Here is a 26319-nt window from a genome sequence, read left to right as displayed (position 1 = left end):
CAGCACGTAGGGAAACACGCACAAACCACTAGGGGATTTGTCCTAGGGAAGCCGAGACGCCTAGAGCTCCAGGTAGCCGCGATAGGCCACCAGCCGGCCCAGCAGCGGCACGGCAATGTCGACCTCGAAGCGATGCCGGCTGCCCTCGACCCGCTCTTCCGCCTTGATCCGCGGCAGCAGGAACTTCGGCAGCGGCAGCGGCCCGATCCGCCCCGAGCTCAGCACCATGTCGAGACCCTCCGGCCGCGGCACCAGCACCATGCGGATGGCGACGGCGCCGAACCGCTCCTCGATCACCCCGTCCGCGGCCCGCGACATCACCGACCGCATCGGCCGTCCGTCGAAGAACCGGGTCCAGTACTCGTGCCCGTCGCGGGACTCGATCAGGACCCGCACCGGCACGTTCGACGCCTCGCGGGGCAAGCCGAAGAGCCGCGCCATGCCGCGCGCCGCCCAGTTCCGCGCCCCGATCACCGCCGCCTCGCCCTCGACCATGATCGCCGGACGGCCACGATGCAGCCGCTGTGTCACCTCCGGCAGCGTCGCAAAACCGCCTCCCATGACTCGCGCGTAGAGCGGCACTTCCTTCTTGAACGCCGCCGTCTTGGTGTCGATGGCAAGACCGGCGGTCCAGGGTTTCAGTTCCTCCAGTATCAGCAGCCCGGCCGCCGGCCGCGCCCCGACAATGGCCTTGCCCCGCGCCAGCGCCCAAACCATTGCCGCCGCCGCCAGCACCGGTACGTAGGGGCCGTCGCCACTATCCGCCTTCAGCGACCAGCGGACCACCTTGGCGTCGAGGCGCTGATCGAGCCCTGCCACTTCCACCACCATGCCGCCCGACGCCGTGCCGAGTTGGTCGAGCGCCAGCGCCACCGCCGTGCCGATCCCGGCAAAGCTCCTGGCCGATTTGACGACTCCCAGCTTCACGCACGTCCCCGCAAGGCCGATCAGCCGGTTCAGCAGGCCCAGTTCCATCCCGGCGTCGAACCCGGCCCGCACCCGCGGCCGATAGCGGCTGACCAGCAGATCGAGGTCCGGCACCTCTGCCAGCATCGCCCGTCGCGGCTTCAGTCCGTCGACCCGCGCCCAGCGCGGCTCGCTCCAGCCACGTCCCTGCTGCCACTGCCCCTCGCGAAACACCTTCACCGGCTGGCCGACCCAGCTCAGGATCCCCTCGATCACTGCCCGCCCCTTGGGCGTCCGGTTGCCCGGCACGATCGCCACATCGATGCTGTCGATCTGCCGCCAGCCGGCCGCCGCGCTGTCGATCACCGCGTGGGTGAGCGCCGGCGTCGTGCTGGCACCGGTCAGCACCGCAATGCCCGCCGCCCGGGCTGCGCTGTCGAACCGCCCGATCCCGGCGACGAACGCCCGGCTGTCGGCAATGTCGATATAGTTGCAGCGCGCCGCGATGGCCGCCTCGATCAGCACGGTGCCGCTGCCCTGGAACGGTCCGGCGCAATCGACAAGGATCGAGCAGCCGACCTCGCGGATCAGCTCCGGTCCGGCCGTGTCGCGATCGATCCGGACAAAGCCGTACTCCCCCTGCCCGTCGATCTCGCGCAGTTCCGCCTGCAGCGCCCGCACCCGCGCATCGTCGCGCCCCCCAAGGCTCAGCCGGAACACCTGGCGACGCGCCAGCAGCCGCGCCAGGCGGCTGCCGAACACGCCTCCAGCCCCGACGATCAACACATGTGGCCGGCTCATTGCAGCTCCACCAATTGCAGAGCTTGCAAGCGTAAACGATTCAACGGACTCGGCAATTGCCCGGCCAAGGCGATGTCGAGCGTCCGCTGCATCGCCACTGCGGGGCCCTCAGGTCTAGAGAATGACCTGGGTGCCGATCTCGACCACCCGGCCGGTGGGAATGTGGAAATACTCCGTCGCGTCGGTGGCGTTCTTGGACAGCGCAATGAAGATGCGGTCGGCCCACAGCGGCATGCCGCCCTTCGGCGACGGCTTCAGCGACCGCCGGCTGAGGAAGAACGAGGTCGACATGATGTCGAACTTCCAGCCCAGCTTTCTGGCCAGCGCCAGCGCCTTGGGAATATTCGGCGTCTCCATGTAGCCGAACGTCACGACCACACGGTAGAACAGGTCGTTATAGGCGTCGATCACCACCTTCTCGTCGTCCGAGACCCGCGGCAGCGACGACGTGACCACGGTCAGGATGACATTGTGCTCGTGCAGCACCTTGTAATGCTTGAGGCTGTGCAGCAGCGCCGTCGGCGCGCCCTCGATATCGCTGGTCAGGAACACTGCGGTTCCCGCCACGATGGTCGGCTTCTTTTTCGAGAGGTTCTCGACGAGGAATTCGAGCGGCACTTCGTCGCGGCGGGTCTTTTCGGACAGCCGACGGCGGCCCACCATCCAGATCCCCATCGTCGACGCCAGCACCGCGGCCACCGCGGCCGGCACCCAGCCACCCTGGAACAGCTTGCTGACGTTCGCGACAAAAAAGCCGATATCCACGATCAGGAACGGGATCATCACCGCCAGCGTCACCAGCGGATGCCATTTCCACACCCGCCACATCACCACGCCCAGCAGCACGACCGTGACCATCATGACGCCCGAAACCGCGATACCATAGGCATCCGACAACGAGCCCGAACTGCCAAAGCTCACCACCAGGATCAGCACGAAGATCATCAGCAGGCTGTTGACCTGCGGCATGTAGATCTGGCCCGACTGCGTCTCCGAGGTGTGCAGCACCGTCATGCGCGGCAGCAGGTTCAGCGCCGTTGCCTGCTGCGTCAGCGAGAAGGCGCCGGTGATCACGGCCTGGCTGGCAATGATCGTCGCCAGTGTCGCCAGCCCCACCATCGGTACCCGCGCCCATTCCGGATGCATCTCGAAGAAGGGATGCGAAATCGTCCGCACATCATGCGACAGCACGAAGGCACCCTGGCCGAAGTAGTTGAGCAGCAGGCAGGGGAACACCATGGCGAACCAGGCAAACACGATCGGCTTGCGCCCGAAATGCCCCAGGTCGACATAGATGCCCTCGACACCCGTCACCGCCAGGAAGACCGCGCCCAGCACGATCGATGCGATGCCCGCATGCGACACCAGAAAGACGGCGCCATAGTAGGGATTGAGCGCCATCAGCACGCCCGGATAGTCGAAGATGTGGATCAGGCCCGAAATCCCGAGGGCGAGGAACCACACCGCCGTCACCGGCCCGAACACCCGCGACACGCCGGCCGTACCGAACCGTTGCACCGTGAAGATGCCGACGATGATGACCATCGTGACCGGCACCACCCAGGGGGTCAGGTTGGGCGCGACAATGCTCACCCCTTCCACTGCCGACAGCACGGAGATCGCCGGAGTAATGATCGCGTCGCCAAAAAACATCGCCGCGCCGATCACGCCCGCAGCAATGATCCAGCGCGGCTGCTTCTTGAACCCGGAGGCAGCCAGCGACATCAGCGACAGCGTTCCGCCTTCGCCCTTGTTGTCGGCCCGGGTGACGAAAAAGATGTACTTGGTCGTGACGATGATCGTCAGCGCCCAGATGATCAGCGACAGCAAACCGAGGATTTCGTCGGTCGGATCAGCGCCGAGCGGTCGCACTCCCAGCGCCTGACGGAACGCATAGATGGGGCTGGTCCCGATATCGCCGTAGACGACACCAAGGGCTCCAAGAACAAGAAGGGGGAATTCCTTCTTCGCGACGACGGTCGGATCAACCGGCTCTTCGCCGGACCCTTGTCCGGAAGAAGTCGAATGCACCATATGCCTCTGTCACCCGTTGATGGGTGGCGCGGTGTCTACACCCCTGATCTGGCACACTCAACCTAAAAAGGAACCAATTTCGATCCGTCGGTCACGCCGACGGGGCTGATGACAACCCTGCCGCACTGCGCTGCAACTGCCAGTTCTGCCGTGTCAGCTCGAACAGCTCGAAGTCATGGCCGGCCGCCGTGACCACGCTGTCGAAGCTGAAACCCAGCTTGCGCATCACCGCCAGCGACGCGGCATTTGCCGCCATCACACCAGCCAGAACGCGATCCAGCCCGAGATCGTTGAAGGCGTCGTCGAGAACAGCTCGCGACGCCTCGGTCGCATATCCCAGCCCCCAGGCGTGCCGGGCAAGAGCGTAGCGCAGGGCCAGTGGCCCCATCGGCGACACGAACAATCCGCACTCGCCCAGATAGGCGTCCGTCTGCCGGTCGCGGATGGCGAGCATGCCATAGCCCCGCTCCGCCAGAAACCGCCGATAGTCGTCCAGCACCGCTGCCGTCTGCGCCCGGTCTCGCCGTCCAAGCAGCGTGTGCGCGGTGACCTCCCGGTCCCCGAACATGGCCGCCATGTCCTCGAGATCGGTATCGGTATAGGGTCGGAGCACCAGCCGGTCAGTCTGCAGCGTCCGCGCCGCTACCCGAACGGGATGACGGTCTTCCATTGTGCCCTCCGGACGGATCGCACCAATTTACCGCAGCGCGACTGGTGGCGCGAGAGGAACTCGACGGTCGCCCCACCGTTGGCCCTCCATGCCAACACGCAAAGGAAATCACATGACCATCCCGCCCAGCGAGCCAGTCCCCGATTTCATCCCGCCCATCCCCGAGCCGCCCGGCCCGCGGCCGGGACGCATCCCCGAAACCGAGCCCGTGCCGGTCGATCCCGATCCGATGCCGACCGATCCCGATCCAATCCCGACGCCCGAGGAGGACCCGGTCCCGCCAAGGGCGCTTCGGTGAAATGAAAAGGGGTGGCGCTGCGAGACGCCACCCCTCTGATCCGGAGCCGAAGGAGAACAAGACTCCGGTATTGTCTCGCGCTTACGCTGCCTTGGTGGCAGCCGCATCGGCCTCGCGCGCCGTCTTGGTGGCGTTGGTCCACCAGACGAGGTTTTCCAGCAGGTCCGGCACGAAGCCGTCGAAATTGCCCTTCACGTCGTCCCAGCTCTTCTGCCCCATCATGATCGGCACGAAGTCCGAGCCGCCGATATGGATGCCCTGACGCACCGGCGCCACCTGCAGTTCGACCATGATGGTCCGCAGGTGCTCGATCGCCCGGGCACCGCCCACCGAACCATAGCCGACAAAGGCCGCGGCCTTGCGGGTGAAGGGTGTGTAGGCCCAGTCGATGGCATTCTTGAGCGCGCCGGTGATCGACCGGTTGTACTCGGCGACTACGAAGATGTAGCCGTCGAATTCCTTCAGCTTGTCCTGCAACTTGGCAGCCACGGGGTTCGGCGTCGGCATCCACGCGTCAGATGCGGGGGCGTCGAACAGCGGCAGCGGATAGTCCGCCAGATCGACGATTTCGACATCGATATCGCTGCGCGCTGCGGCGTGATCGGCAATCCACTTCGCCGGCTTGTCGCCGAAACGGTTGGGGCGGGTTGAGCTGATGATGACAGCAATCTTCGGCTTCGACATTTCATGCACTCCAGTATCAAAATGTAACTGAGTGCAGATATGTGCCCTCTGCGAATTCGCACAAGCAGGCACCTAGTTGGGACAGGAGCACAGACCTTTTACCAGGTAACAGCGCTGTTCCTTTGAAACAATCCAGTTTGCATCAGGATTTCCGGGAGTTCGGAAGGCTCTGCTGGTGCCGTTCACTGCCGAGGGCCCGTCCCCCGTTCGCGATATAAAAAACTCTGTTCGCCTGTATCGAACGGCGGCTCAGCGCAGCCCGAACGAGAACGTCCAGGCCAGTGCCTTGAGCCCGGACTCATCGAGTTCGGGGTGCTTGGGCTGCAACTGCTCGATAGCCCGTTCGGTTACGCTCTTGCGCGACCGCTTCTCGTCAAGGATCGGCTCCTGCAGCTCTTCCATCAGGCCCAGGATGCGCGCCTTCAGCGCAGCCCCCTGCTCGGCGCCGAAATGCGTCACGAGGTCATGCCCCCGTGCCCGGGGAAACGGCGACTTGCCATAGCCGGTATAGATCACCAGCGCGTCGTTGATATCGTCGGCCACCAGATAGAGCGGCGACTCTTTGAGTGCGGTACTTGCCATGGACTCCACTATGCCTGATCAAATCGCCCGGGAAAGGGCTGGCGTGCATATGTCCACGGTCCGCCTAAGCCGGCGTTGCCTCAATCCATCGGATTTGCAGCGATCAGAGGCAGGCGGCTTTGTACTTTCTTACCGTTTCGGCCATGCCGTAAATCAGGGCGTCGGCGGTGACCGCATGCCCGATCGACACTTCCGCCAGATCCGGTATCGCAGCCTTGAGCGGCGGCAGGTTGACGAGATTGAGGTCATGCCCGGCATTGACCGCGAGGCCGCCCTGCGAACCCCGTTGATTGGCGCCGGCCTCGCGCGCGGCATCGGCCGTTTCCTTGAGCGCCGCCAGGTGAACGGCAGCACTGTCGCTATGCAGCGCGCCACCATAGGGCCCGGTATAGAGCTCCACCCGGTCGGCTCCCACCAATGCTGCAGCCGAAGGCGCCGACGGATCGGCATCAATGAACAGCGACACGCGCATGCCTGCCGCATGCAGCCGCTCGATCGCCGGCGCCAGCACGGCGCGATTGGCATCGATTGCCCATCCATGGTCGGAAGTGGCCTGTGTCGGATCGTCGGGCACCAGCGTCACCTGATCCGGCTTGGCGCTCTCACAGAGCGCCAGGAACTCATCGCTCGGATAGCCTTCGATATTGAACTCGCGCCCGGGAAAATCCGAGCGCAGCAAGGTAGCCAGTTCGAACACATCGGTGCGCCGGATATGCCGCTCGTCGGGCCGCGGATGCACGGTAATGCCGTCGGCTCCCGCATCCAGCGCAATCCGCGCCATGCCCAGCACGTTTGGCCACGGCACCGCACGCCGGTTCCGCAACTGGGCAATGGCATTCAGATTGACCGATAGATGGGTCATGGCAAACTCTGTCTCGTCATGATGCGTCCGTCCGAGCCATAGCCGATCAGGCGCGCCACCACCAATCGAACCTTCTGATGACCTCCATCACTCCCGCATCACGCGCGCCGGCGCACGATTGGATTGCCACGCAACCTATTTTCGTGTACGGAAATTATGCTGATCCTCTGGGACGAGCCGAAGCGAAAACTCAACCTCGAAAACCGGGGCATGGACTTTGCAGACCTGGACATGGAGTTCTTCGCCGAGGCGACGATAGTTGGCACCCGGCAGGGGCGCTACAAGGCAATCGGGCTCCACCGCGGAATCGCATTGGCCGTGATTTTTCGTCCCCTCGGCTCGGAGGCGATTTCGATCATCTCGATGCGGAGAGCCAGTATGCGTGAAAGGAGCGGGCGGTGAGCAGACCGAAAAACACCAAGGACGCCGACGAGGCAACAATCCAGGCGCAGATCCAGTCGGATCCCGATGACTGGGACAGCACCGACGAGGAACTGGCCCAGGCCAGGCCCTTCAGCGAGGTCTTTCCCGAACTGACGGAAAGCATCCGTCGCAGCGTCGGTCGTCCCAAGCTTCCGGACGCTAGGAAACCGGTGACCCTCCGGCTGGCGCCGAAAACGCTGGAAAAGTTCGAGCGGCTCGGTCCCGACTGGCGCGCCCGCATGGCCGAAATCCTCGACCAGGCCGACGTCTAGGGCGAACCAGCTCAGCCCTACGCCACCGGCGTCAGCCGCCGCACCCGCTCGCCCAGCAGCACCACGGCGACGCCGCTGATCACCACCAGCGCGATGCCGCTGATGGCCAGCGTGTTGGGGAACTGCCCGAACACCACCAGTCCCGAAATCACTGCCCAGAAGGTGAAGAAGTAGAAGAACGGCGCCACCATCGCGGTCTGCCCGACGCGGTAGGACATGAAGATGAAAAAGTGCCCGAAGATCAGGAACAGCCCTGCCCCGGCCAGCAGCAGCAGATGCTCGAGTTGCGGCATGATCCACTGCTCGAGCAGCAGATGCATGGCCAGAGCGCCCACCAGCACCACCAGCACCGCCGACATCGCCACCACCATGCCCGGCACCTCGGCGCCGATCTTGCGACCAGCGAGATCGCGAGCCGCACAGAACACCGCATTGCCCAGCGCCAGCAGCGCAAAGGGCGAAAACCCCTGCATGGTCGGCTGCGCCACCATCAGTGCCCCGGCAAAGCCCAGCCCGATCAGCGCCATGCGCAATCCGCCGACCTTTTCGCGAAACAGGATCGAGGCGCCGAGAATCATCAGCAGCGGCGTGATCTGCCCCAGCGCCGTGGCGTCGGCGATCGGCATGTTGGCCAGCGCCACCACATACATCAGGATCGCGCCGAGCTCGAGCAGGTTGCGCAGCAGCACGCGCGGCGCCACCAGCATCGGTATCTGCTTGCCGAACCCCAGAATCAGCAGCAGCGGCATGCCCCACAGCGCTGCCATCACACCGCGCAGGAACAGCACCTCGTAAGGCGGCAGTCCGCCGGTCGCCAGCTTCATCATGGTGTCATTGACGAGATAGGAGCCGGTTGCAATGACCATGAACAACGGCCCGGCAAAGGGGTGGGCGGCAAGACGCATGTCGAGTGATCCGGACTGAGGTGGGCGCCGGACTCCTCCAAGCCCGACACCCCGTCATAGCCGCTGTCGCGTTCGTGCGAAAGTCCGCTCAGGGCAGCGTCACCACCGCACTGCCCCGCTTGCGCCCGGAATCGGTCAGCCGGTGCGCGTCCACGATGCGCTCGAACGGAAACACCGTATCGATCACCGGCCGCAACTCGCCGCGCGCCGCCATGCCGAGAAGTTCCTCGTAGACCTGGCTGTTGATCGCTTCCGTCTCCGGCGCCGAGGACACCACCTGCGGCGTCCAGCTGGCCGAAATCTGCTGCCAGAGATTACCGATCACCAGCAGCGACTTGCCGCCCGGCTTGAGCAGATGCCGCACCTTGGCAAAGGGCGCATTGCCGTGATTGTCCATGATGATGTCGTAGCGCTTGCCGGCGGCAAGCGGATCCTCGCGGTCATAGGCGATGACGTGATCCGCCCCGAGATCGCGGACCATCTCCGCATTGGCGGCGCTGCAGACGGCCGTCACAACGGCCCCGGCGCGCTTGGCCAGCTGGATTGCCTGCACCCCGACCGCCCCCGAGGCGCCGTTGATCAGCACCTCGTGCCCCTTGCGCAGCCCCGCCCGCGAGAAAAAACTGCGCGCCGTACTGGCGCCGAAGAGGATCGACACGGCGTCGACATCGCTCAATCCGTCCGGCGTCTTCACCAGCGCATCGGTCTGGCTGAACAGCGCATATTCGGCATGCAGCCCGAACTTGAAGCCATGCGATCCCGTCACCCGGTCACCCGGACGGAACCGCGTGACGCCCTCGCCCACTGCCTCCACCACGCCGGCCGCGTCGAACCCGCCGATCTTGTTGCGCGGCCCGTTCCAGCCGAGCGCAAAGCGCATCATGGTCTTCATGCCGCCCGGCACGTTGAGCCCCCGCATCCGCGCGTCGCCGGAATTGACCGTCGTCGCGGTGACCCGCACCAGCAACTCCCCGGCCCCCGACACCGGCCTGGGCACCTCCCGGATCTGCACCACCTCTGGTGGACCATAGCGATCAACGACTGCAGCACGCATTGACATTCCCTTCCACGGCAATGCTGGTGATATACATCACTAGCACACCAATACAAGTGCCCACCTGCAGAATTTTCGTCGTCACGCCGGCGCTAGCCCGCCGCCACGTCGATGACCACGATGCCCTTCTTGTTGCCGGCCTCGACATAGCGATGCGCCTCGCGCATCTGCTCGAGCGGGAAATGCCGGTCGATCACGACCTTGAGGCGGCCCTCGGCCACCGCCTGCTTGAGCCAGTCGAGATCGGCAAGGTCCTCGCCGGCAAGTTTCGCCAGCACCGTCTTGCCGCCCCGGCGAGACACCCAGGCGCCGCGCAGCATTGGCACCAGCCGCGGATTGCCCAGCACATAGCGGCCGGTGTCGGTCAGCGCCGCCACGCTCGGCCCGAACGGGCTCTTGCCCACCACGTCGATGATGACGTCGTAGCGCACGCCGTTGCTCCAGAAATCCGCGCGCTGGTAGTCGATCACATGGTCGGCCCCGAGCGCGGTGAGCAGCTCCAGCTTGTCGGCCCGGTCGACCGCCGTCACCTCCGCCCCGCGGCTCTTGGCGATCTGCAGCGCAAATGTCCCGATCGAGCCGCCGGCGCCGTTGACGAGCACGCGCTCCCCCGCCTTGACCCGGCTGTGGCGCACGAAGTGCAGGCCGTTGAGCCCGCCGGTCGGGATACCCGCCGCCTCGGCAAAGCTCAGTTCCTCCGGCATCGTGGTGATCGCCGCCCCGCTGCCGAGGCACACGTAGTCGGCATAGGCGCCCATGGCAAAGCCGGTGCTGCCGAACACCCGGTCGCCCGGCGCGAACCGCGTCACCGCCGGCCCGACCGCCTCGACCACGCCCGCCACCTCCATGCCGAGCACCGGGTTGCGCGGCCGGGTGATGCCGAAGGCCAGCCGTGCCGGCAGCCACACCCAGTCCACCATCCTGAAGGCGCGCAGCTCGCAGTCGCCCAGCGTCACCGTGGCGGCATGTACCCGGATCAGGATCTGGTCGTCCTTGGGCACCGGCCTGGGGCGGTCGGCGAGGCGCAACACCTCAGGTGGCCCGTACCGGTCCGCAACAATTGCCCGCATCGCGCATCCCCCCGTCTCGCTCAGGCCGCCGGCACCAAAGCCAATGCCGCGACCCGAGCCATCATGGGGATTCGTCCGCCGCTTGCAAACCCGCGCGGGCTACATGCCCTCCGGGCCGCGCGAGATGGCGGCCAGCCCGGTACGCACCACTTCGATCAGCCCCAGCGGCACCATCAGGGCGATAAAGCTGTCGATCTTGCTCGGCTTGCCGGTCACCTCGAACACGAAGCTCTCGGTCGTCGCATCGACGATCTGCGCCCGGAACGCGTCGGCCAGCCGCAGCGCCTCGGCGCGCGGTTCGCCCGTGCCGCCCACCTTGATCAGCGCCAGCTCGCGCTCCAGCGCCTTGCCCTCGGCGGTCAGGTCATGGACCTTGTGCACCGGCACCAGCCGCTCGAGCTGCAGCTTGATCTGCAGCAGCACCTTGGGCGTCGCCACCGTCACCACGGTGATGCGGCTGAGACCCTTGTCGTGCTCGGTCTCTGAGACCGTGAGACTGTCGATATTGTAGCCGCGCGCCGAAAACAGCCCGACCACCCGGGCGAGAATTCCCGGCTCGTTGTCGACCAGCACCGACAGCGTATGGCGCTCCGGCTGCTGGGTTTCTGCGGTCATGAAATAGGCGGAACCCGCCGGTTGCAGATGTGCGTTCATGGTTCTGTCTCCGCCGGCCTAGACCAGCTGCCTCCCCTTGGCATCGATCACCGTGCCGATATCCTCGACGAAATCGGGCAGGATCATCTCATTGTGCGGTTTGCCCGACGGGATCATCGGCAGGCAGTTCTCGTGTTTTTCGACGAGGCAATCGAACAGCACCGGACCATCATGGTCGAGCATCTCCTGGATCGCCGCATCGAGCTTTTTCGGATCGTCGCAGCGGATGCCCTTGGCCCCGTAGGCCTCGGCCAGCTTGACGAAATCGGGCAGGCTCTCGCTATACGAATGCGCATAGCGCCCGCCATGCAGCAGGTCCTGCCACTGCCGGACCATGCCCATGCGCTCGTTGTTGAGGATGAACACCTTGATCGGCAGCCGGTATTGCGCCGCCGTGCTCATCTCCTGCATCGTCATCTGCACGCTGGCCTCGCCGGCAATGTCGATGACCAGGGCGTCCGGATGCGCCACCTGCACGCCGACTGCGGCCGGCAGGCCATAGCCCATCGTCCCCAGCCCGCCCGAGGTCATCCAGCGGTTGGGCATCTCGAACGGGAAATGCTGCGCCGCCCACATCTGGTGCTGCCCGACCTCGGTCGTGATGTAGACATCGCGCCCCCTGGTCGCCTCGTAGAGCCGCTTGATGGCGTGCTGCGGCTTGATCACCGTGTCGGAGTTCTTGAAGCCCAGCGAGTTCTTGGCCCGCCAGCCGGCAATCGACTCCCACCACGGCGCCAGCGCCTCGGTGCGCGGCTGGTTGGTCTTGCTGCGCCAGATGCGCACCATTTCCTCGAGCACCAGCCCGCAATCGCCGATGATCGGCAGGTCGACAATGACGTTCTTGCTGATCGAGCTGGGATCGACATCGACATGGATCTTGGTCGAGCCCGGCGAGAACGCGTCCAGCCGCCCGGTGATCCGGTCGTCGAACCGCGCGCCGATATTGATCATCAGGTCGCAGTCATGCATGGCGAGGTTGGCTTCGTAGGTGCCGTGCATGCCCAGCATGCCCAGCCACTGCGCATGCGATCCCGGGAACGCCCCCAGCCCCATCAGCGTCGAGGTCACCGGAAAGCCGGTGAGTTCGGCCAGTTCGCGCAGCCGCGTGCTGGCTTCGGGCCCCGAGTTGATCACCCCGCCGCCGGTATAGAACACTGGCCGCCGCGCCTTCAGCATCATGTCGACCGCCGCCTCGATGGCCTTGGTGTCGCCCTCCAGCCGCGGCTGGTAGCTCTGGTGCCGGCGCTCGCCGATCTCGTCCTCGCGCAGATAGGTGCCCAGCGCGAACTGCACATCCTTGGGGATGTCGACCAGCACCGGACCCGGCCGCCCGCTGCGGGCGATGCGGAACGCCTCGTGCAGCACGCGCGGCAGGTCGTTGACGGTCTTGACCAGATAGTTGTGCTTGGTGCACGAGCGGGTGATGCCGACCGTGTCGCATTCCTGGAACGCGTCCGAGCCGATCAGCGCCGTCGGCACCTGCGCCGTGATGACGACGATGGGGATCGAGTCCATCAGTGCATCGGTGAGCGGGGTGACCACATTGGTGGCGCCCGGTCCGGAGGTCACCAGCACCACGCCGACCTTGCCGGTGGCCCGGGCATAGCCCTCGGCCATGTGCCCGGCGCCCTGCTCGTGCCGCACCAGGATGTGCTGCACCCGGTCCTGCTGGAACATCGCGTCATAGATCGGCAACGCCGCCCCGCCGGGATAGCCGAAGATATGCTCGACCCCCTGCTCGGCCAGCGCCTCGATCACCATTTCCGCGCCCGTCATCTGCTCGGCCATTTCCTTGGTCACCTTCTTGTCTTCCCTTCTCCCCTCGGGGGAGAAGGTGCCCGGAGGACGGATGAGGGGGCCTGTCCCCTTGCCGCCCGAACCTCTTTCAACCGTCCGCGGATCGCCCGCGAACCACTCTCTCCCGACGCTCCCGCGCCCTGCCCGGAAAACCGGACAATAAAAAAGGCCCCATTCGGGACCTTGTGTTCGGCGCGCCAGCCATCGCTCGGGATTTTATCCCAAGTGCCCGACGCGCCCCGCTACTACGATAAGCTTCTGCACAGCCTGTGCTCCAAAGTTAGGACGGCATTGGTAGGGGGAGAGGGGGACGGGTGTCAAGGGGGCACTACACGATCTGGAGACCAAGCTGACCCAGCAACGTAAGCGCAGATTCTACTCTACCCGCCTCTGCCTTCGCGCCCTTCCGATTTTTGAGTTCTTCCCGCCAGTCGCTAACTTGCTCCACACAAGCAAGCCAATGAATCGTAGCAGCCAACTCAAGCACAGTTGAGGAAAGTTGATTCATAAGCCTCGTTAGGCGGCGGACGTTATCGGGTTCAAGTTTGCTGGCGCACTCGGAACTCGTCTCCTTCAGATTGAATATACTGAAGGGTGCACCGTCCGCCTGTCTGTAGGAAACATCCTCGGATATAAGCCCAAAGAACTTGGCATCCGCTATAGCATTGGACACATCATCTGAATATGGGCCATAGTGATGATAGTAAAAGGTAGCGCCCGAACCAGCACCTATCTGATCTAACAAATAGACCATTTTTTGAATTCGAATTCTACCGACGACCTTACCGTCAGCGGCTTCAGTGATCTCTGCGACAAAATGGGGGGACACTGCCATTTTCACGACCTCCTATCGCAAGATTTCATCACACACCGACTCATCCAAGAAATAATACCTTAACAGTTCTTGCTTATTCGTTAGAGCCTTAATGGTCTTTGAAAGCTGGGTTATGTCTACCGCTACCCCATCAGAGGCCCTACGAATGCGAACTCGCTTATGCGGCGCTTCCCTCTCCCTGTCAGACACGGAGTAGATCGACAAAGGAGGACGATCCATCAGGATGTTGTCGTCCTTGTCACGAGTTTGGCGCTCTTGAATAGCCCTGCGCCGAGCCTTGTCGACTTCCGTCGGGTCTTCCGTTGCAATCTCAAGACACTTTGCTCGCTTTCGATTCCACAACCGTTCAGCGAGATACCTCAGGCGATCGTCCTGGCACGTAGTCGCAGCCTGAATAGCATTCCAAACACTCGTATCATCAAGCGATAAGTAACTACCCACCCTCAATTTTTTGTCTCTATAGAAATTAACAAGCGGATGAGCCGCAACAATTCCAGAAGATGGCAATTTTTTACTTTCAATTATTTCATTCAATCGCCTGAGAAAGGAAGTTAATATTTGCTCTATTCCTCGAGTCGTCTTGTGAAAATACACTTGAGTATAAAGATGATATCTAGCGAGAATAAAAACCTCGGCAGCCTGCAACGCTTTTTCCTCAAAGCAGAAAACAGATAATTTCGACATCACCGACGAGTGGGGATCCTCAAACATGTCTCCCTCTTCATCGTAAATCGGAACATTTTCAATTCTGAGGTTATCTATCAGCCAATCCACGTCAATCGAGCCCGCCCCCGATCCAGTCATCACTCGATCTCGGATTAGATAATCCATCCGGTCCGCATCAAAGGAACTCGAAAATACAGCGGCATAAATATCATCCGGCCGAGAAATCATCGTGGCCACCTCCTCAGGGGCCGATCTCCCAAGTCTTTTGACCAGAACAGAATTTACCTCTGTGGCAGAGTCTTTGATTATGTCGGCTGTCCATTTCTCATGATTTTCATAGCGATTGCCTAGCCTCACCTTCTCTGCTTCTTCAAAGGCATGGCTGAATGGGCCGTGACCTAAATCGTGAAGCAGCGCCGCAGCCAATGCGATGCGCGCACGGTGTGAGTCCCAACTCTTTCGCCCCTCCAGATACTTCCTTGCCACCTCCATGAGTTTTCGGGCGTTGTGAAATACCCCGATGGAATGGGCGAAGCGATTATGCGTGGCACCAGGGTAGGTGAACTCTGAGACTCCGAGTTGTTTCACACGGCGCAGCCGTTGAAATTCCGATGTCGCGATGAGTTCCCAAGCGATCCGGTCCACTTCTTCGTGCGCCGTATCAAACCTAACAAATCCGTAGATGGGATCACGAATACGTCTTACGCCGTCGTCTTCGTCATGGAACATAACGTGAACACGCGCCTTTGGTCAATATCAATTATTAGAGGTAATGGTGCCTAGATTGCGCTCGCAAGGCGTGAAGCCCGTGCTCCACAGGTAATAAGCGAATTAGTGCCGGTATCTATGAGAGAACTGGAGCATTGCATCACGGTTAGCCTTCTCCCCGCAACCCTCGCCCTACCCCCGCATTCCTCCTCCGTCCCCACGCGGAGAGACCCGATGCGCGCGCTGTTCAAGACCACCCTCGCCTCCGCCCTGCTCGTCGCCACGCTGGCGCTGGCGCCGAACCCGGCGGCGGCGTGGGATGCCTATGAGAACCCCGCCTACGGCTACCGCATCGATCTGCCCGGCGCGCCCTTTGCCGTCGAGCCGGCGGCGGGCGGCACCGGCGTCACGTTGCTCGAGCTCGGCGGGCGCGGCCAGATCGATGTCTATGGCGCCGACAACGCCCGGGAGCTGAGCCCGCGCGCCTTCGAGTCGGCCCTGGCCGAGGCGCCGCGCATCCGCGACATCACCTATGCCCGGCGCGGCAATTCCTGGTTCGTCATCTCCGGCCACTATGTCCGCGAGGGCGACGCCGAGGCGGGGCTGGGCGACGATCTCATCTTCTACGCCAAGGTGATGTTCTCGCCCGACCGCTCGCGGCTGAGCGCCTTCGAGGCCAGCTACCCGGTCTCCGAAAAAGCCCGCTTCGACCCCATCATCACCCGCCTCGAATCCTCCCTCCGCTCCCCGGCGAATGCGCCATAGCCGCTCGGAGCCCTCGGTACGGTCCATTCCTGCTGGCAGGTCCGCACGGCTCCTGCCCGGCCCTCGCCTCACCCCCCGCGTTGACTGGATCCCGGCCGGCGCCGGGATGATGCCGGTGGGGAGCGACAGGCGCAGACCTGCGTGCCACCTTCAACGCCCCTCGGGCCGGGCATCCGTCTGACCCACGAAGACCTCATCCTGAGCCTCCTCATGGTGAGCGTGTCGAACCGCGAACCACGAGGTCGGGCGCGCCGATCTCGCCGCATGTGGCTTCAGTACTCGCCACCAGCGACCTGGGCACGCTCACTCCGCCCCGACACGCTCCGTCCCCGCCACCCGCCTGCGCCAGACGATCGCCACCACGGCAACGGTCGGCCACAGCATGGTGTTCAGGAGATCCTTGGGCGCGTCGGCGATATCGATCGTCCACTGCCCGGCGTGCCAGTGAAAGATGTCGATCAGTTCGTTGACCAGTTCCACCGCCAGCAGCACCAGCCAGGCGATCACCGGCCGGCGCCGGAACACCAGCAGCGCCAGAACAAAAATGCCCAGCCCGACATGCATATGCAGGGCATCCTTGGAGAGTCCGACAAACTCCGAGAGGGCCGTCTTGATGGTGTTGTACATGCGCATCCTTTCGCCTGAGCCCCCCACTCCTACCCGCTTTGCCGCCCCCGCACGAGAACTCCCGCACCACTGTCCCCAGCCCACCGCCGTCCCCCCAGCGCTGCCTCAAAACCGCACCCACCCACCGCCGTCACCTCCTCGACGCTCCCCCATCCCCGGCCGTCACCCCGGCCCCTCAAAGACCTCATGGTGAGCCTGTCGAACCACGAGGTCGCGCGCCCAAACTCCCCAATGGTTCGACACGCTCCCCTGCGGCTCAACCCCGTCAGCGACGCACCGGCCCGATCCTACCCCGCCTGCGGGGCGAGGGGGACCAGCCGCAGGCTGGTGGACGGGGTGCCCCTGCTCCCAAAACCCGCGTCAACCGCAATCTGCGATCCCCCGCAAAACTTCCCCACTCGACTCCCGTCGCACCGCAGACTAGAACAAATAGAGAACATCATCGGGACCCAGACCATGCTGACCTACACCATCGTCCTCGGCGACCGCAGCGCCGATCATCCGCAGCTCAGCGACAGCGAGGCGAGCCAGATGGCGGCCATCGGCTTCCGCTTTTCCGAATTCCGCCCCGAAACGGCAAAGTACCGGCTGAGCCCGGCCTATCGCACGCTGCACAATCTCGATCGCGGCACGCTGACCTTCATGGCCGAGCCGGGCGAGCGCCATGCCAGCGTGGCGCCGCGCCGCCCGCCGGCCGAGGCGTTGGAGGTCGGCCTGCCCGGCGCTGCCACTGCGCCGTGAGTCGGCAAAAAGCCCGACGCACGGCGCCGGCTTGGTCGTTCTGCGGGGAATAGCCGTCAGTTGCGGCGCAGGACCATCACCGGGTCGCCATTGACGCCGTTCAGACAGCGTTCATCAAGCAGGCATGGTGAAGGCTTTTCTGCGCCCGATTGTGGTTATCCCCGCCACGCAAAACGGCCCGGCGCAGGGCGCCGGACCGTTTCTGAGTTGTCTCGAACTGTGGGTCGATCAGCCCTTCGGGCAATCGTCCAGATAGCGGTCGCCGGTGCGGCGATCGACATAGACGCACTGCGTCGGGTCATCCTTGTAGCGGCCCAGCAGTTCCCCGACCACTGCGCCCGACACCGCGCCGATGGCCCCGCCCACGGCCGCGCCGGCGAACGAACCGGTCGTCGTGCCACCGATCACGGCGCCGGCAACGCCGCCCACGGTCGCAGCTTTTTCAGTTGAGGTACAGGCGGTTAGCGCCAGGACCGAGGCGCAGATAAGCAGGAACTTGTGCATGCGAAAACTCCAGAGCGTGCGTTGATCTCGGATGCTGCAACGCGGCGATCGGCTTTTGGTTCCGTCTGGAAACCGGCCCGCCGATAGGCTAGAGCCTCGGGCGCGAGAAGGAAGTCACAATGTCCAATTCCACAGCGGCGCCCCCGGCAGCTGCCTCCCGGCGCCCCTGGGTCGCCGAGCTCAAGGCCCTGCTCGTGCTCGGCTGGCCGCTCATTGTCGCCCAGCTCGCCCAGAACGCCCTCTTCACCACCGACGTCATCATGATGGGCTGGCTCGGCCCGAAGTTCCTCGCCGCCGGCACCCTCGCCATCTCGGTCATGCTCTGCCTGCAACTGCTCGGCGTCGGCCTGCTCGGGGCCGTCGCGCCCATGGTGGCGCAGGCGCGCGGCGCCCGGCAGATCAAGTCGGTGCGCCGCATCGTCCGCCAGGGCCTGTGGGTCGCGCTGCTGCTCGCCGGCATCATCACGCCCATCGTCTGGAACCTCAAACCCATCCTGCTGCTGTTCGGCCAGGACCCGGAACTGGTCGATATCGCCGAGAGCTTCGCTCACGCCGCCTGCTGGCTGATGGTGCCGGCCTTCGGCATCATCGTGCTGCGCTCGTTCCTCGCCGCGCACGGCTCCACCGCTGCCATCCTGATCATCACCGTCGTCGGCGTGCTGGTGAACGGCATTGCCAACTATGCCCTGATCTTCGGCCACTGGGGCTTTCCAAGGCTCGGCCTGCCCGGCTCCGGCATCGCCACAACTGTGGTCAACACCGTCATGTTCGGCCTCATGCTGGCCTATGTGCTGCGCCACCGGCGCTACAAGCGCTACCGCATCCTCGCACGCTTCTGGCGCCCCGACTGGGTGCATTTCCGCCAGATCTTCCGCATCGGCACCCCCATCGGCCTGATGCTGGTCTCCGAGATCGGCCTCTTTACCTCCGCCGCACTGATGCAGGGCTGGATCGGCTCGGAGTCCGTGGCCGCTCACGCCATTGCGCTGCAGTGTGCTTCGCTGGCCTTCATGGTGCCGCTCGGCCTCAGCCAGGCCACCACCGTGCGGGTCGGCCTCGCCTATGGCCAGCGCTCGCCGGCCGGCGTCCGTCTGGCCGGCTGGGTGTCGCTGGCCGCCACGCTGGCGTTCATGGGCACCACCTGCGCGCTGTTCCTGTCGTTCCCGCACACTCTGGTCGGCCTCTTCCTCGACGCCGGCAATCCCGAGAACGCCCGCACCCTGTCGCTGGCCACCGGTTTCGTGGTGGTCGCCGCCCTCTTCCAGCTGGTCGACGGCGCGCAGGTGAGCGCTGGCTCCGCCCTGCGCGGCCTTTCCGACACCAGCGTGCCCCTGTTCATGGCCCTGCTGGGCTATTGGGGCGTCGGCTTTCCCATCGCCTACGTCCTCGGCTTCGTCTTTGACCTCAAGGGCGTTGGCATCTGGTATGGCCTCGCCGCAGGTTTGGCGTTCGCCGCCGTGGCGCTGGTGACGCGCTTCGCCCTGCGTGAACGGCTGCGGCTGGTGCCCGGCACTCCGCAGCGGCCCGCCTGAAACAGCTTGGCTCAGTAGCCGGCCAAGTTCCTCGCGAGATCGACCCGCACCCGCACGCCCTCGGGCGCGTCAAAGACCGCGGCGGCCCGAAACATGGCCGACAGCCCGGGACAGAGGTTGGGGTCAGACGGATTGCCGCCGGCAATCGCTGCCGCATACGCCTTGGGGAGCCCCGCAGCGGCCATGGCAGTCAGCAATGCCGCAAGATCCTGCTGGCGCACCGTGCCATGCACCTCCGGCGTTTCGATCCCTGCCACCACGGCCTCAAGATAGAACGCCGACTGCCTGTCGATCTCGGACGCATAGCGCTCGGAGAGATCGAGCTGATAGAGCGTGCCGGTGCCGTTGCGGGCGAAACTTCCGCAGCGTGCCGGCCCCTCGCCTGTCAACACGGCGTCATGGAAAACGGCCGTCGTGATCAGCAACTCTGACAGCAAGCGCGCCGGCGCGTTCTCGATCCGCTTCCCGTACTTGCGGCGGATCGCGGTGAGCGCGTTAAAACCCGCAGAAAGCTTGAAGCTGAGGGCCCCTTGACTTTGCTCGATGGCGTTGAGGCGGATGGTCAGCAGGCGGAAATCGGCTGGGAACTCGGCTTCCAGAACGGCAAAGGTCTTGGCATTTCTAGAAGCGAAGAGCTCCTGAAAGCCCGACTCTGCTGCAGCCACGGTGGTGATGCCGCATCCGACCAGGGCGACCAGGACTTTCAGAAACTTCATTGGGGTTGCCTCAAACAGGTTGATTGGATGGGTCCATCCAAGTCCAGTCCGCCATGCGACCACGAAACCAGGTCCGCTGCCGCTTGGCATATTGCCGCGTGGCAATGGTCGCTCGCTCAACCGCTTCCCGCCGGTCGATCCGGCCTTCGATCCAGTCCGATATCTCGCGGACGCCGATGGCTTTCATTGCCGGCAGCGCCGGATCAAGTTGCAACTGCCTGAGAGCCTCTACCTCCTCGACCGCTCCCGCGTCCATCATCGCCTCAAAACGGTGCGCGATCCTCTTTCGCAACAGTTCGCGATCGGGATTCAGAACGATCCGCTCCACCTCGAACCCTGCCAGCAGGCCATCCTGCAGATCATCCTGGAACGCGGCAAGCGACCGCCCGGTCGAATTGAGCACGGCAAGCGCGCGCACTACGCGTTGCGGGTCGGGTGCCTTGAGTCGCGCCGCTATTGTCGGGTCGCGCTCGGCGATCAAACGCCCCCTCGCCTCGCGGTCCAGGCCGGCGATTTCAGACTCAGCAGCAGCGAGCGCGGCCTCCGAAACCTCCGGGACCTCGGCGAATCCATTCATCAACGCATCGAAGTAAAGCCCTGTCCCGCCTGCAAATATCAGCTCTCGTCCGGCGTAGTCCGGGTCCGAAATGATCGCCCGTGTCGCCCGCAACCAGTCGCCCGTGGAGAAACGCCGCGACGGCGGCACCGTGCCATAGAGGAGATGGGGCACATCGCCCATCTCGTCCAAAGCGGGCCGGGCCGTCACCACCCGCAGCACATCATAGACCTGCATGGCGTCGGTATTGATGACAATGCCGCCGCTGGCCTGCGCGCGCGCCAAGGCCAGCGCCGACTTGCCGCTGGCAGTCGGACCCGCTATCAACACCGCGCTTCCCCGCCCATTGCGAGACTGTCCCATGTCGGTGCTCTGCCTCATCGCTAACCCTGCTGATCCGGCGCTGGACGCCAAGATTGTGGAGGCGATCCAGCACGATACGCGTGGCGAGATCAACTGGCTGCACCAGCGCATTGCCTGCGAGATCATTTCACCACTGAGTGCCGATACGGAAGCCATCGCGCGGCAACATCTGGCCGGGCGCCCGGTGGATGTTGCCCTGGTCGCCCTGTCGAACCGGCGAAAAAAGATCCTCGTGGCCGACATGGACTCGACCATGATCAACCAGGAATGCATCGACGAGATCGCCGACGCGGTCGGGATCAAGGCCGAAGTCGCCGATATCACTGCCCGGGCCATGAACGGTGAACTCGATTTCGCCGCCGCCTTGCGCACCCGCGTGGCCCTGATCAAAGGCCTTTCGCGCAAGGCCATCGAGGAAGTCCGCCGGGAGCGCATTACCTTGGCGCCTGGTGGCCGGGCTCTCGTCCAGACCATGAAAGCCTACGGCGCCTATACCTCGCTGGTCTCGGGCGGCTTCACCTTTTTTGCCGACTACTTCGGCGAACGCATCGGCTTTGACGAGGCTATCGCCAATGTCCTCGATTTCGATGGCGACGCCCTCACGGGGCGCGTGCTCGATCCCATCGTCGACAAGACGACCAAGCTCAACCGCCTGCAGACCCTGGCCGAGGAACGCGCCGTCCCCATGGCCCAGACACTTGCCGTCGGTGACGGTGCCAACGATCTCGACATGATCCGGGCGGCCGGGCTTGGGGTGGCGCTGCATGCCAAACCCGTAGTTGCTGAACAAGCAGCCGTCCGCATCGATCATGGTGACCTCACCGCCCTGCTCTACCTGCAGGGTTATAGCGACGAAGATATCATCCGGTGAGGATCGAGACGGAACGCCTGCTGCTTCGCGAATGGCGCGACGAGGACAAGGCGCTCTACGCCGCCATCATCGGCGATCCGCATGTCCGCCGCTTCTTTCCGGCCGTCGGCTCCTATGTCGATGCAGCGGCCGGCATCGAAAAGGCCCGACAAAGGCTGGTTGACTACGGTTTCAGTTTCATGGCGCTGGAGCGCAAGGCCGATGGCGCCTTTCTCGGCATGCTGGGCATGGCCCCCTTTGATGATCTGCTGCGCAACGCCATTCCCGGGCGGCCCGAAGCCGAGATCGGCTGGCAGCTCGACAAGGCCTACTGGGGCAACGGCTATGCGCCGGAGGCGGCACTCGGCATGCTGCAGTTTGCCTGGGACGAGACCCATCTTGATGAGGTCGTCGCCATCACATATCGGGGCAACCAGCCGAGCCGCCGGGTGATGGAAAAGATCGGCATGCGCTACGACCCGGCCGGCGACTTCGAGTACCCCAACGTGCCCGAGGGGCACACCCTGCGCCCCCATGTCCTCTATCGGATACGCCGCCCCGCCTAATTCAGGCGGACCGCGACGAAGTGCTCGGTTCCCGTCTGGTCGGCAACCTTGAACAGCACTGCCGGCCGCCCTGCTTCCTTGGCCTGACTGACCGCGGCGGTCACTTCATCGACCGAAGTCACCGGCTTCTGGTTGACCTCGACAACCATCTGTCCGGGGATGAACCCCTTGCCCTCGGCGTCGCTGCCGCTCGTCACGGTCGTGACGACAACCCCTTCGGCCGTTGCACTCAACCCGTACTCTGAACGCTTGCCGGCATCTATCGCCGCCAGGTCGAACCCCACCAGCTCAAGCAGTCCAGGCGGCGGCCCTATGGGCTCCTCCACGTCCGCCGCAGGTGGCGCCAGCTGTTCCTGGGCCTCCTTTTCATTCTGGGCTATCAGCTGTTCGCCGATTTCGAGCCGGCCGAGCGTCACGTCCACGGTCTCCTCGGCACCATTGCGCAGCACCTTGACAGGGACTTTCTTGCCCACTGCCGTTTCCGCAACCACCCGTGGCAGGTCGCGCATGCGCTCGATCACCTTGCCGTCGAATTCAAGGATGATATCGCCCTCAAGCAGGCTGCCCTCGGCAGGCCCGCTCTTGGTCACGTCGATCACCATGGCGCCGAACGTATTGGGACGATCGAGCGAAGCCGCGATATCCTCGGTGACGTCCTGGATGCCGACACCCAGCCAACCCCGGCGCGTCTCGCCGAACTGCGCCAGTTGCTCGACGACCGGGCGCGCCAGATTGCCCGGAACCGCAAAACCGATGCCCAGCGATGAGCCGCCGCGCGCGATGATCGCAGTATTGATGCCAATCACCTTGCCGTCCATGTCGAACAGCGGTCCGCCCGAATTGCCCTGGTTGATGGCCGCGTCGGTCTGGATGAACTGGTCGTAGGGACCGGCCTGGATGTCCCGGTTGCGAGCCGAGACGATGCCGATGGTGACCGAACCGCCAAGGCCAAAGGGATTGCCAATGGCCATGACCCAGTCGCCGACATCGGCGGTATCGCTATCGCCGAATTCCACAAACGGCAGATCGCCTTCCGCCTCGACCTTGAGCACGGCGAGGTCGGTCTTTTCATCGGCACCAATCAGCTTGGCCGCCAGACGACGGCCGTCGGTCAGAAAGACCGTGATCTCTTCGGCGCCTTCGATGACGTGATAATTGGTTACAACGCGACCATCGGCAGAAATGATGAACCCGGAGCCGAGGCTTCGTGCCTCCTGCATGGATGGCCCGCCCTCCCCCTGGTTGGGATTGAGTTCGTCGAACAGATCTTCCAGTGGAGATCCTTCAGGCATCTCGGGGAATGGCATGCCGCCGCCGCCTGCCACTTGGCGGGAGGTGCCGATATTGACCACGGCTGGAGAGAGACTCGCTGCCAGAAGCGATACCGATTCTGGCCCGGCAGCATGAACCGGCAGCATGAGGGCTGGCGCCATCATCAGGCCGACTGCCAGAAACACTGCGTGCATCAATAGCTTGCGCCCAACCATGGTCTTCCTCCGAACGCACGAAAACGTCTGCCAACGGACCAAATCAGCGGTCGATGGCTACCCGCGAAGAAACCACAAGAGAACAAGTCCGGCACCGGCGCAAGCCAGGCCTACCGCACGAATGGTTGATGCTGGCGCAGCCATCAACTGCGCCAGCATCTTTTTCATTTGATCGGGGAAGGCCGCATAGACCAACCCCTCGATGACTATGGCAAGAGCCAGCGCCGAGAAGAACTCGATCACTGCCCCGCTGCTGCCGCGGCCGGCGCGGCGGCGTTGTCATTGGCCGCCGGAGCTTCGCCCGCAGTAGCTGCAGGCGCCTCGCCCTCAACCGCGGCGGGAGCCGCTGTGCTGTCCGCTGCCGGCACGGCCGGCGTGCCCTCACCTGCATCGGTGAAGTACCGGAAGAACTCCGAGTCGGGCGACAGCACCATGGTGGTGCCGGTCGATCCCAGTGCGGTCCGGTAGGACTGCATCGAGCGGTAGAACTCGAAGAACTCGGGGTCGGTCTGGTAGGCGTTGGCGAAGACAACAGAACGCTGGGCTTCACCTTCACCGCGCAGCACTTCGGAATCGCGCCGCGATGCCGCGATGATTTCCACCGACTGGCGATCGGCAACAGCGCGGAGCGACTGCGCCGCTTCCTTGCCGCGAGCCCGAAGCAGTGCCGCTTCGGCCAGACGTTCGGCCTTCATGCGTTCGAACGTCTGTGCCGACACCTGCTGGGTGAGATCGGTCCGCAGCACGCGGACGTCGACGATCTCGATACCGATGTCGTCGACCTCGTCGCGGATCAGGTCGCGGGCCTCGAGCATCATCGCCGGGCGTTCCTCGGACAGCGCGGCATTGAACTCACGACGACCGTACACACTGCGCAGCGCATCGTTGAAACGCGTTGCGATACGGCTTTCCGCCGTCCGCAACTCACCCAGGGCACGCTCACGGAACAACCGCGGGTTGGAGATGCGGTAGGTGAGGAAGGCGTCCACGACGTAGAACTGGCCGCCCGACACCTGCAGCGTCATGTTGGCGATGTCATAGCGCAGCAGCCGGTCTTCGATGATCTGCACGCTGTCCACGACATTGGTCGGGATCTTGAAGTAAAGGCCGGGTTCGGTCTTCACGTCGGTGATCTGGCCAAAACGCATGACGATCGCCTGTTCGCGTTCGTTGACCACATAGACCGACGAAACCACGACGTAGAGAATTCCGACGAGGAGGACGCCGGCAATAATGAGACGGTTCATGGGTTACCTCGCCGTGTCAGTGGAGGAATTGCTGCGCAGTTCCGGCAGCGGCAGATACGGCACAACGCCCGAACCGGTTCCGCTTTCGACGATAACCTTCTCGGAGCTCCCCAGAACCTGCTCCATGGTTTCAAAGAAAAGGCGCTTGCGCGTCACTTCCGGAGCCTTGGCATATTCGTCATAGACCGACGTGAAGCGTGCAGCCTCACCTTCAGCTTCCTGAACGACGCGGGTCTTGTAGGCAGCAGCGTCTTCGCGCATCTGCGCCGCCTGGCCTCGGGCATCGCCGAGCAGTGTGTTGGCATACTGCCGCGCTTCTTCCTGGAAGCGGTTTTCGTCCTGCTGGGCACGCTGCACTTCGTCGAACGCATCGGCCACCTCGGTCGGCGGCGCCACGTTCTCGATGGCGATCTGCGACACCCTGACGCCCAGGTTGTAGCTGTCGAGAATGCCCTGAGCGATGTCCCGCACTTCCACGGAAATGCCGGTACGATCATCACGGAAGATGTCCTGAGCCGGACGGCGGCCGACAACTTCACGCATGGCGCTCTCGCCGACGCTGCGGACCATGTCCTCGGGGTCGCGGACGTTGAACAGATACTGCTGCGGATCGGCAACCGACCACAGCACCGAGAACTTGACGTCCACGATGTTCTGGTCGCCCGAAAGCATCAGGCCCTCGTCGCTGCCCGTGCGGCTAGTCGGGATCGATCCGATCTCGGTCTGGTTTTCCGTGACGTTGACGCGCTCGACGCTTTCAACCGGCCACCAATGGAAATGCAGACCCGGTCCGGTCTCTTCCATCGGCTTGCCGAAGCGCAGCTTGACGCCGACTTCCTGCGGATCGATCGTATAGATCGAGTTCACGCCCCAGAAGACCAGCACTGCCAGCACGGCACCGATGATCGCCCAGCGGCCGCCCGGCAGTCCGCCCTGGAACTGATCGCGTCCACGGGAAAGTAGTTCTTCGAGGCTCGGAGTTCCGCCTCGACGCGGGCCGCCGCCGCCTTGCGGCGCTTGCCCCCACGGTCCACCATTATTTGGACCGCGGCCTCCCCCGGTATTATTGTCCCAAGGCATCTGCCACCTTTCAGGTCTTGTGATGTCCGGCACTATATAGGGGCGTGAGGCCGCCGGATCAACG

At 64.0% G+C, this 26319-nt stretch carries 29 protein-coding genes; 8 read left to right on the top strand and 21 right to left on the bottom strand.

The annotated features are described in order from the left end of the window. Window positions 1-60 precede the first annotated feature (60 nt). The 3 genes from AC0L4C_RS12695 to AC0L4C_RS12685 form a co-directional block, all read right to left on the bottom strand. Window positions 61-1707: an SDR family oxidoreductase gene (locus AC0L4C_RS12695; RefSeq protein WP_473399991.1), complete on the bottom strand. Its 1647-nt coding sequence runs from the start codon at window positions 1705-1707 to the stop codon at window positions 61-63. Window positions 1708-1821: 114 nt separating this feature from the next. Continuing rightward, window positions 1822-3741: a potassium transporter Kup gene (locus AC0L4C_RS12690; protein ID WP_473399990.1), complete on the bottom strand. Its 1920-nt coding sequence runs from the start codon at window positions 3739-3741 to the stop codon at window positions 1822-1824. Between the two features lie 91 nt (window positions 3742-3832). Beyond that, window positions 3833-4411 (bottom strand): GNAT family N-acetyltransferase, encoded by a 579-nt coding sequence (locus tag AC0L4C_RS12685; RefSeq protein ID WP_473399989.1) that lies wholly within the window; start codon window positions 4409-4411, stop codon window positions 3833-3835. A 112-nt stretch (window positions 4412-4523) separates the two neighbouring features. Here AC0L4C_RS12685 and AC0L4C_RS12680 point away from each other — a divergent pair, with 112 nt between their 5' ends. Continuing rightward, window positions 4524-4709 (top strand): hypothetical protein, encoded by a 186-nt coding sequence (locus AC0L4C_RS12680; protein ID WP_473399988.1) that lies wholly within the window; start codon window positions 4524-4526, stop codon window positions 4707-4709. 81 nt (window positions 4710-4790) lie between these two features. Here the strand turns inward: AC0L4C_RS12680 and AC0L4C_RS12675 are convergent, their stop codons facing one another. From AC0L4C_RS12675 to AC0L4C_RS12665, 3 genes are all read right to left on the bottom strand, one after another. Beyond that, window positions 4791-5393, bottom strand: coding sequence for an NADPH-dependent FMN reductase (locus AC0L4C_RS12675; protein ID WP_473399987.1), 603 nt, complete (start codon window positions 5391-5393; stop codon window positions 4791-4793). Window positions 5394-5642: 249 nt separating this feature from the next. After that, window positions 5643-5975 carry a hypothetical protein gene (locus tag AC0L4C_RS12670; RefSeq protein ID WP_473399986.1) on the bottom strand — a complete coding sequence of 111 codons (333 nt, stop codon included), beginning with the start codon at window positions 5973-5975 and terminating at the stop codon, window positions 5643-5645. A gap of 103 nt (window positions 5976-6078) precedes the next feature. Beyond that, window positions 6079-6837, bottom strand: coding sequence for a pyridoxine 5'-phosphate synthase (locus AC0L4C_RS12665; RefSeq protein ID WP_473399985.1), 759 nt, complete (start codon window positions 6835-6837; stop codon window positions 6079-6081). 156 nt (window positions 6838-6993) lie between these two features. Between AC0L4C_RS12665 and AC0L4C_RS12660 the strand changes: the two genes are divergently transcribed. Both AC0L4C_RS12660 and AC0L4C_RS12655 read left to right on the top strand, forming a co-directional pair. After that, window positions 6994-7239 carry a BrnT family toxin gene (locus tag AC0L4C_RS12660; RefSeq protein WP_473399984.1) on the top strand — a complete coding sequence of 82 codons (246 nt, stop codon included), beginning with the start codon at window positions 6994-6996 and terminating at the stop codon, window positions 7237-7239. Further along, window positions 7236-7532: a BrnA antitoxin family protein gene (locus tag AC0L4C_RS12655; RefSeq protein WP_473399983.1), complete on the top strand. Its 297-nt coding sequence runs from the start codon at window positions 7236-7238 to the stop codon at window positions 7530-7532. Before AC0L4C_RS12660 ends, AC0L4C_RS12655 begins: the two co-directional genes overlap by 4 nt. Before the next feature lie 17 nt (window positions 7533-7549). On the opposite strand, the gene AC0L4C_RS12650 is transcribed toward AC0L4C_RS12655, so the two are convergent. The 7 genes from AC0L4C_RS12650 to AC0L4C_RS12620 form a co-directional block, all read right to left on the bottom strand. After that, window positions 7550-8437 carry a DMT family transporter gene (locus AC0L4C_RS12650; RefSeq protein WP_473399982.1) on the bottom strand — a complete coding sequence of 296 codons (888 nt, stop codon included), beginning with the start codon at window positions 8435-8437 and terminating at the stop codon, window positions 7550-7552. Window positions 8438-8525: 88 nt separating this feature from the next. Next, window positions 8526-9491: an NAD(P)-dependent alcohol dehydrogenase gene (locus tag AC0L4C_RS12645; RefSeq protein WP_473399981.1), complete on the bottom strand. Its 966-nt coding sequence runs from the start codon at window positions 9489-9491 to the stop codon at window positions 8526-8528. A gap of 92 nt (window positions 9492-9583) precedes the next feature. After that, window positions 9584-10561, bottom strand: coding sequence for an NAD(P)-dependent alcohol dehydrogenase (locus AC0L4C_RS12640; protein WP_473399979.1), 978 nt, complete (start codon window positions 10559-10561; stop codon window positions 9584-9586). Window positions 10562-10660: 99 nt separating this feature from the next. Further along, window positions 10661-11215, bottom strand: a complete 555-nt coding sequence (ilvN, locus tag AC0L4C_RS12635; RefSeq protein ID WP_473399978.1) for an acetolactate synthase small subunit — start codon at window positions 11213-11215, stop codon at window positions 10661-10663. Window positions 11216-11233: 18 nt separating this feature from the next. After that, a complete protein-coding gene (locus tag AC0L4C_RS12630; protein ID WP_473403516.1) occupies window positions 11234-13003 on the bottom strand; it encodes an acetolactate synthase 3 large subunit in 1770 nt (589 codons plus the stop codon). 337 nt (window positions 13004-13340) lie between these two features. Beyond that, window positions 13341-13847 carry a hypothetical protein gene (locus AC0L4C_RS12625; RefSeq protein WP_473399977.1) on the bottom strand — a complete coding sequence of 169 codons (507 nt, stop codon included), beginning with the start codon at window positions 13845-13847 and terminating at the stop codon, window positions 13341-13343. A gap of 12 nt (window positions 13848-13859) precedes the next feature. Further along, a complete protein-coding gene (locus tag AC0L4C_RS12620) occupies window positions 13860-15242 on the bottom strand; it encodes an HD domain-containing protein (RefSeq protein ID WP_473399976.1) in 1383 nt (460 codons plus the stop codon). A gap of 213 nt (window positions 15243-15455) precedes the next feature. On the opposite strand from AC0L4C_RS12620, the gene AC0L4C_RS12615 reads away from it, so the two are divergent. After that, window positions 15456-15986, top strand: a complete 531-nt coding sequence (locus AC0L4C_RS12615) for a hypothetical protein (protein WP_473399974.1) — start codon at window positions 15456-15458, stop codon at window positions 15984-15986. A 303-nt stretch (window positions 15987-16289) separates the two neighbouring features. Here AC0L4C_RS12615 and AC0L4C_RS12610 read toward each other — a convergent pair whose 3' ends face one another. Continuing rightward, a complete protein-coding gene (locus AC0L4C_RS12610) occupies window positions 16290-16619 on the bottom strand; it encodes a hypothetical protein (RefSeq protein ID WP_473399973.1) in 330 nt (109 codons plus the stop codon). A 450-nt stretch (window positions 16620-17069) separates the two neighbouring features. Here AC0L4C_RS12610 and AC0L4C_RS12605 point away from each other — a divergent pair, with 450 nt between their 5' ends. After that, the gene (locus AC0L4C_RS12605; protein WP_473399971.1) at window positions 17070-17354 is read left to right on the top strand and encodes a hypothetical protein; all 285 of its coding nucleotides are present in this window, start codon (window positions 17070-17072) and stop codon (window positions 17352-17354) included. A gap of 228 nt (window positions 17355-17582) precedes the next feature. Here the strand turns inward: AC0L4C_RS12605 and AC0L4C_RS12600 are convergent, their stop codons facing one another. Next, on the bottom strand, window positions 17583-17858 hold the full coding sequence (locus tag AC0L4C_RS12600) for a glycine zipper domain-containing protein (RefSeq protein WP_473399970.1): 276 nt from the start codon (window positions 17856-17858) through the stop codon (window positions 17583-17585). A 119-nt stretch (window positions 17859-17977) separates the two neighbouring features. Here AC0L4C_RS12600 and AC0L4C_RS12595 point away from each other — a divergent pair, with 119 nt between their 5' ends. Further along, window positions 17978-19390 (top strand): MATE family efflux transporter, encoded by a 1413-nt coding sequence (locus AC0L4C_RS12595; protein WP_473399969.1) that lies wholly within the window; start codon window positions 17978-17980, stop codon window positions 19388-19390. A gap of 11 nt (window positions 19391-19401) precedes the next feature. Here AC0L4C_RS12595 and AC0L4C_RS12590 read toward each other — a convergent pair whose 3' ends face one another. Then, window positions 19402-20106 carry a hypothetical protein gene (locus AC0L4C_RS12590; protein WP_473399968.1) on the bottom strand — a complete coding sequence of 235 codons (705 nt, stop codon included), beginning with the start codon at window positions 20104-20106 and terminating at the stop codon, window positions 19402-19404. 10 nt (window positions 20107-20116) lie between these two features. Next, on the bottom strand, window positions 20117-21043 hold the full coding sequence (miaA, locus tag AC0L4C_RS12585; RefSeq protein WP_473399966.1) for a tRNA (adenosine(37)-N6)-dimethylallyltransferase MiaA: 927 nt from the start codon (window positions 21041-21043) through the stop codon (window positions 20117-20119). Here miaA and serB point away from each other — a divergent pair. Together serB and AC0L4C_RS12575 are read left to right on the top strand one after the other, a co-directional pair. Continuing rightward, window positions 21024-21896, top strand: coding sequence for a phosphoserine phosphatase SerB (gene serB, locus AC0L4C_RS12580; protein WP_473399965.1), 873 nt, complete (start codon window positions 21024-21026; stop codon window positions 21894-21896). The genes miaA and serB overlap by 20 nt on opposite strands. Continuing rightward, window positions 21893-22441, top strand: a complete 549-nt coding sequence (locus tag AC0L4C_RS12575; protein ID WP_473399964.1) for a GNAT family N-acetyltransferase — start codon at window positions 21893-21895, stop codon at window positions 22439-22441. The genes serB and AC0L4C_RS12575 overlap by 4 nt, the downstream gene beginning before the upstream one ends. Here the strand turns inward: AC0L4C_RS12575 and AC0L4C_RS12570 are convergent. From AC0L4C_RS12570 to hflK, 4 genes are read right to left on the bottom strand one after another with little or no spacing between them, the layout of a single operon-like run. After that, entirely contained in the window at window positions 22438-23928 is a 1491-nt protein-coding gene (locus AC0L4C_RS12570) for a Do family serine endopeptidase (protein WP_473399962.1), read from the bottom strand. The two genes, AC0L4C_RS12575 and AC0L4C_RS12570, sit on opposite strands and share 4 nt — an antisense overlap. Before the next feature lie 57 nt (window positions 23929-23985). Continuing rightward, window positions 23986-24171 carry a DUF2065 domain-containing protein gene (locus AC0L4C_RS12565; protein ID WP_473399960.1) on the bottom strand — a complete coding sequence of 62 codons (186 nt, stop codon included), beginning with the start codon at window positions 24169-24171 and terminating at the stop codon, window positions 23986-23988. Then, window positions 24168-25175, bottom strand: a complete 1008-nt coding sequence (hflC, locus tag AC0L4C_RS12560) for a protease modulator HflC (protein WP_473399958.1) — start codon at window positions 25173-25175, stop codon at window positions 24168-24170. The genes AC0L4C_RS12565 and hflC overlap by 4 nt, the downstream gene beginning before the upstream one ends. Window positions 25176-25178: 3 nt before the next feature. Further along, window positions 25179-26255 carry an FtsH protease activity modulator HflK gene (gene hflK, locus AC0L4C_RS12555; RefSeq protein ID WP_473399957.1) on the bottom strand — a complete coding sequence of 359 codons (1077 nt, stop codon included), beginning with the start codon at window positions 26253-26255 and terminating at the stop codon, window positions 25179-25181. Window positions 26256-26319 lie beyond the last annotated feature (64 nt).

Source organism: Devosia sp. J20-27, assembly GCF_055808595.1.
This window is presented reverse-complemented; position numbering and strand designations above follow the sequence as displayed.

What these genes read in the sequence shown, in the direction of transcription:
- AC0L4C_RS12665 (WP_473399985.1), bottom strand. Translation starts at nt 6,837, where the DNA reads ATGACCCATCTATCGGTCAATCTGAATGCCATTGCCCAGTTGCGGAAC.
- AC0L4C_RS12660 (WP_473399984.1), top strand. Translation starts at nt 6,994, where the DNA reads ATGCTGATCCTCTGGGACGAGCCGAAGCGAAAACTCAACCTCGAAAAC.
- AC0L4C_RS12610 (WP_473399973.1), bottom strand. Translation starts at nt 16,619, where the DNA reads ATGCGCATGTACAACACCATCAAGACGGCCCTCTCGGAGTTTGTCGGA.
- AC0L4C_RS12625 (WP_473399977.1), bottom strand. Translation starts at nt 13,847, where the DNA reads ATGGCAGTGTCCCCCCATTTTGTCGCAGAGATCACTGAAGCCGCTGAC.
- ilvN (WP_473399978.1), bottom strand. Translation starts at nt 11,215, where the DNA reads ATGAACGCACATCTGCAACCGGCGGGTTCCGCCTATTTCATGACCGCA.
- AC0L4C_RS12645 (WP_473399981.1), bottom strand. Translation starts at nt 9,491, where the DNA reads ATGCGTGCTGCAGTCGTTGATCGCTATGGTCCACCAGAGGTGGTGCAG.
- AC0L4C_RS12590 (WP_473399968.1), bottom strand. Translation starts at nt 20,106, where the DNA reads ATGAAGTTTCTGAAAGTCCTGGTCGCCCTGGTCGGATGCGGCATCACC.
- hflK (WP_473399957.1), bottom strand. Translation starts at nt 26,255, where the DNA reads ATGCCTTGGGACAATAATACCGGGGGAGGCCGCGGTCCAAATAATGGT.
- AC0L4C_RS12630 (WP_473403516.1), bottom strand. Translation starts at nt 13,003, where the DNA reads ATGGCCGAGCAGATGACGGGCGCGGAAATGGTGATCGAGGCGCTGGCC.
- AC0L4C_RS12670 (WP_473399986.1), bottom strand. Translation starts at nt 5,975, where the DNA reads ATGGCAAGTACCGCACTCAAAGAGTCGCCGCTCTATCTGGTGGCCGAC.
- AC0L4C_RS12680 (WP_473399988.1), top strand. Translation starts at nt 4,524, where the DNA reads ATGACCATCCCGCCCAGCGAGCCAGTCCCCGATTTCATCCCGCCCATC.
- AC0L4C_RS12685 (WP_473399989.1), bottom strand. Translation starts at nt 4,411, where the DNA reads ATGGAAGACCGTCATCCCGTTCGGGTAGCGGCGCGGACGCTGCAGACT.
- AC0L4C_RS12675 (WP_473399987.1), bottom strand. Translation starts at nt 5,393, where the DNA reads ATGTCGAAGCCGAAGATTGCTGTCATCATCAGCTCAACCCGCCCCAAC.
- AC0L4C_RS12690 (WP_473399990.1), bottom strand. Translation starts at nt 3,741, where the DNA reads ATGGTGCATTCGACTTCTTCCGGACAAGGGTCCGGCGAAGAGCCGGTT.
- miaA (WP_473399966.1), bottom strand. Translation starts at nt 21,043, where the DNA reads ATGAGGCAGAGCACCGACATGGGACAGTCTCGCAATGGGCGGGGAAGC.
- serB (WP_473399965.1), top strand. Translation starts at nt 21,024, where the DNA reads ATGTCGGTGCTCTGCCTCATCGCTAACCCTGCTGATCCGGCGCTGGAC.
- AC0L4C_RS12570 (WP_473399962.1), bottom strand. Translation starts at nt 23,928, where the DNA reads ATGGTTGGGCGCAAGCTATTGATGCACGCAGTGTTTCTGGCAGTCGGC.
- AC0L4C_RS12650 (WP_473399982.1), bottom strand. Translation starts at nt 8,437, where the DNA reads ATGCGTCTTGCCGCCCACCCCTTTGCCGGGCCGTTGTTCATGGTCATT.
- AC0L4C_RS12615 (WP_473399974.1), top strand. Translation starts at nt 15,456, where the DNA reads ATGCGCGCGCTGTTCAAGACCACCCTCGCCTCCGCCCTGCTCGTCGCC.
- AC0L4C_RS12595 (WP_473399969.1), top strand. Translation starts at nt 17,978, where the DNA reads ATGTCCAATTCCACAGCGGCGCCCCCGGCAGCTGCCTCCCGGCGCCCC.
- AC0L4C_RS12640 (WP_473399979.1), bottom strand. Translation starts at nt 10,561, where the DNA reads ATGCGGGCAATTGTTGCGGACCGGTACGGGCCACCTGAGGTGTTGCGC.
- AC0L4C_RS12695 (WP_473399991.1), bottom strand. Translation starts at nt 1,707, where the DNA reads ATGAGCCGGCCACATGTGTTGATCGTCGGGGCTGGAGGCGTGTTCGGC.
- AC0L4C_RS12600 (WP_473399970.1), bottom strand. Translation starts at nt 17,858, where the DNA reads ATGCACAAGTTCCTGCTTATCTGCGCCTCGGTCCTGGCGCTAACCGCC.
- AC0L4C_RS12605 (WP_473399971.1), top strand. Translation starts at nt 17,070, where the DNA reads ATGCTGACCTACACCATCGTCCTCGGCGACCGCAGCGCCGATCATCCG.
- hflC (WP_473399958.1), bottom strand. Translation starts at nt 25,175, where the DNA reads ATGAACCGTCTCATTATTGCCGGCGTCCTCCTCGTCGGAATTCTCTAC.
- AC0L4C_RS12620 (WP_473399976.1), bottom strand. Translation starts at nt 15,242, where the DNA reads ATGTTCCATGACGAAGACGACGGCGTAAGACGTATTCGTGATCCCATC.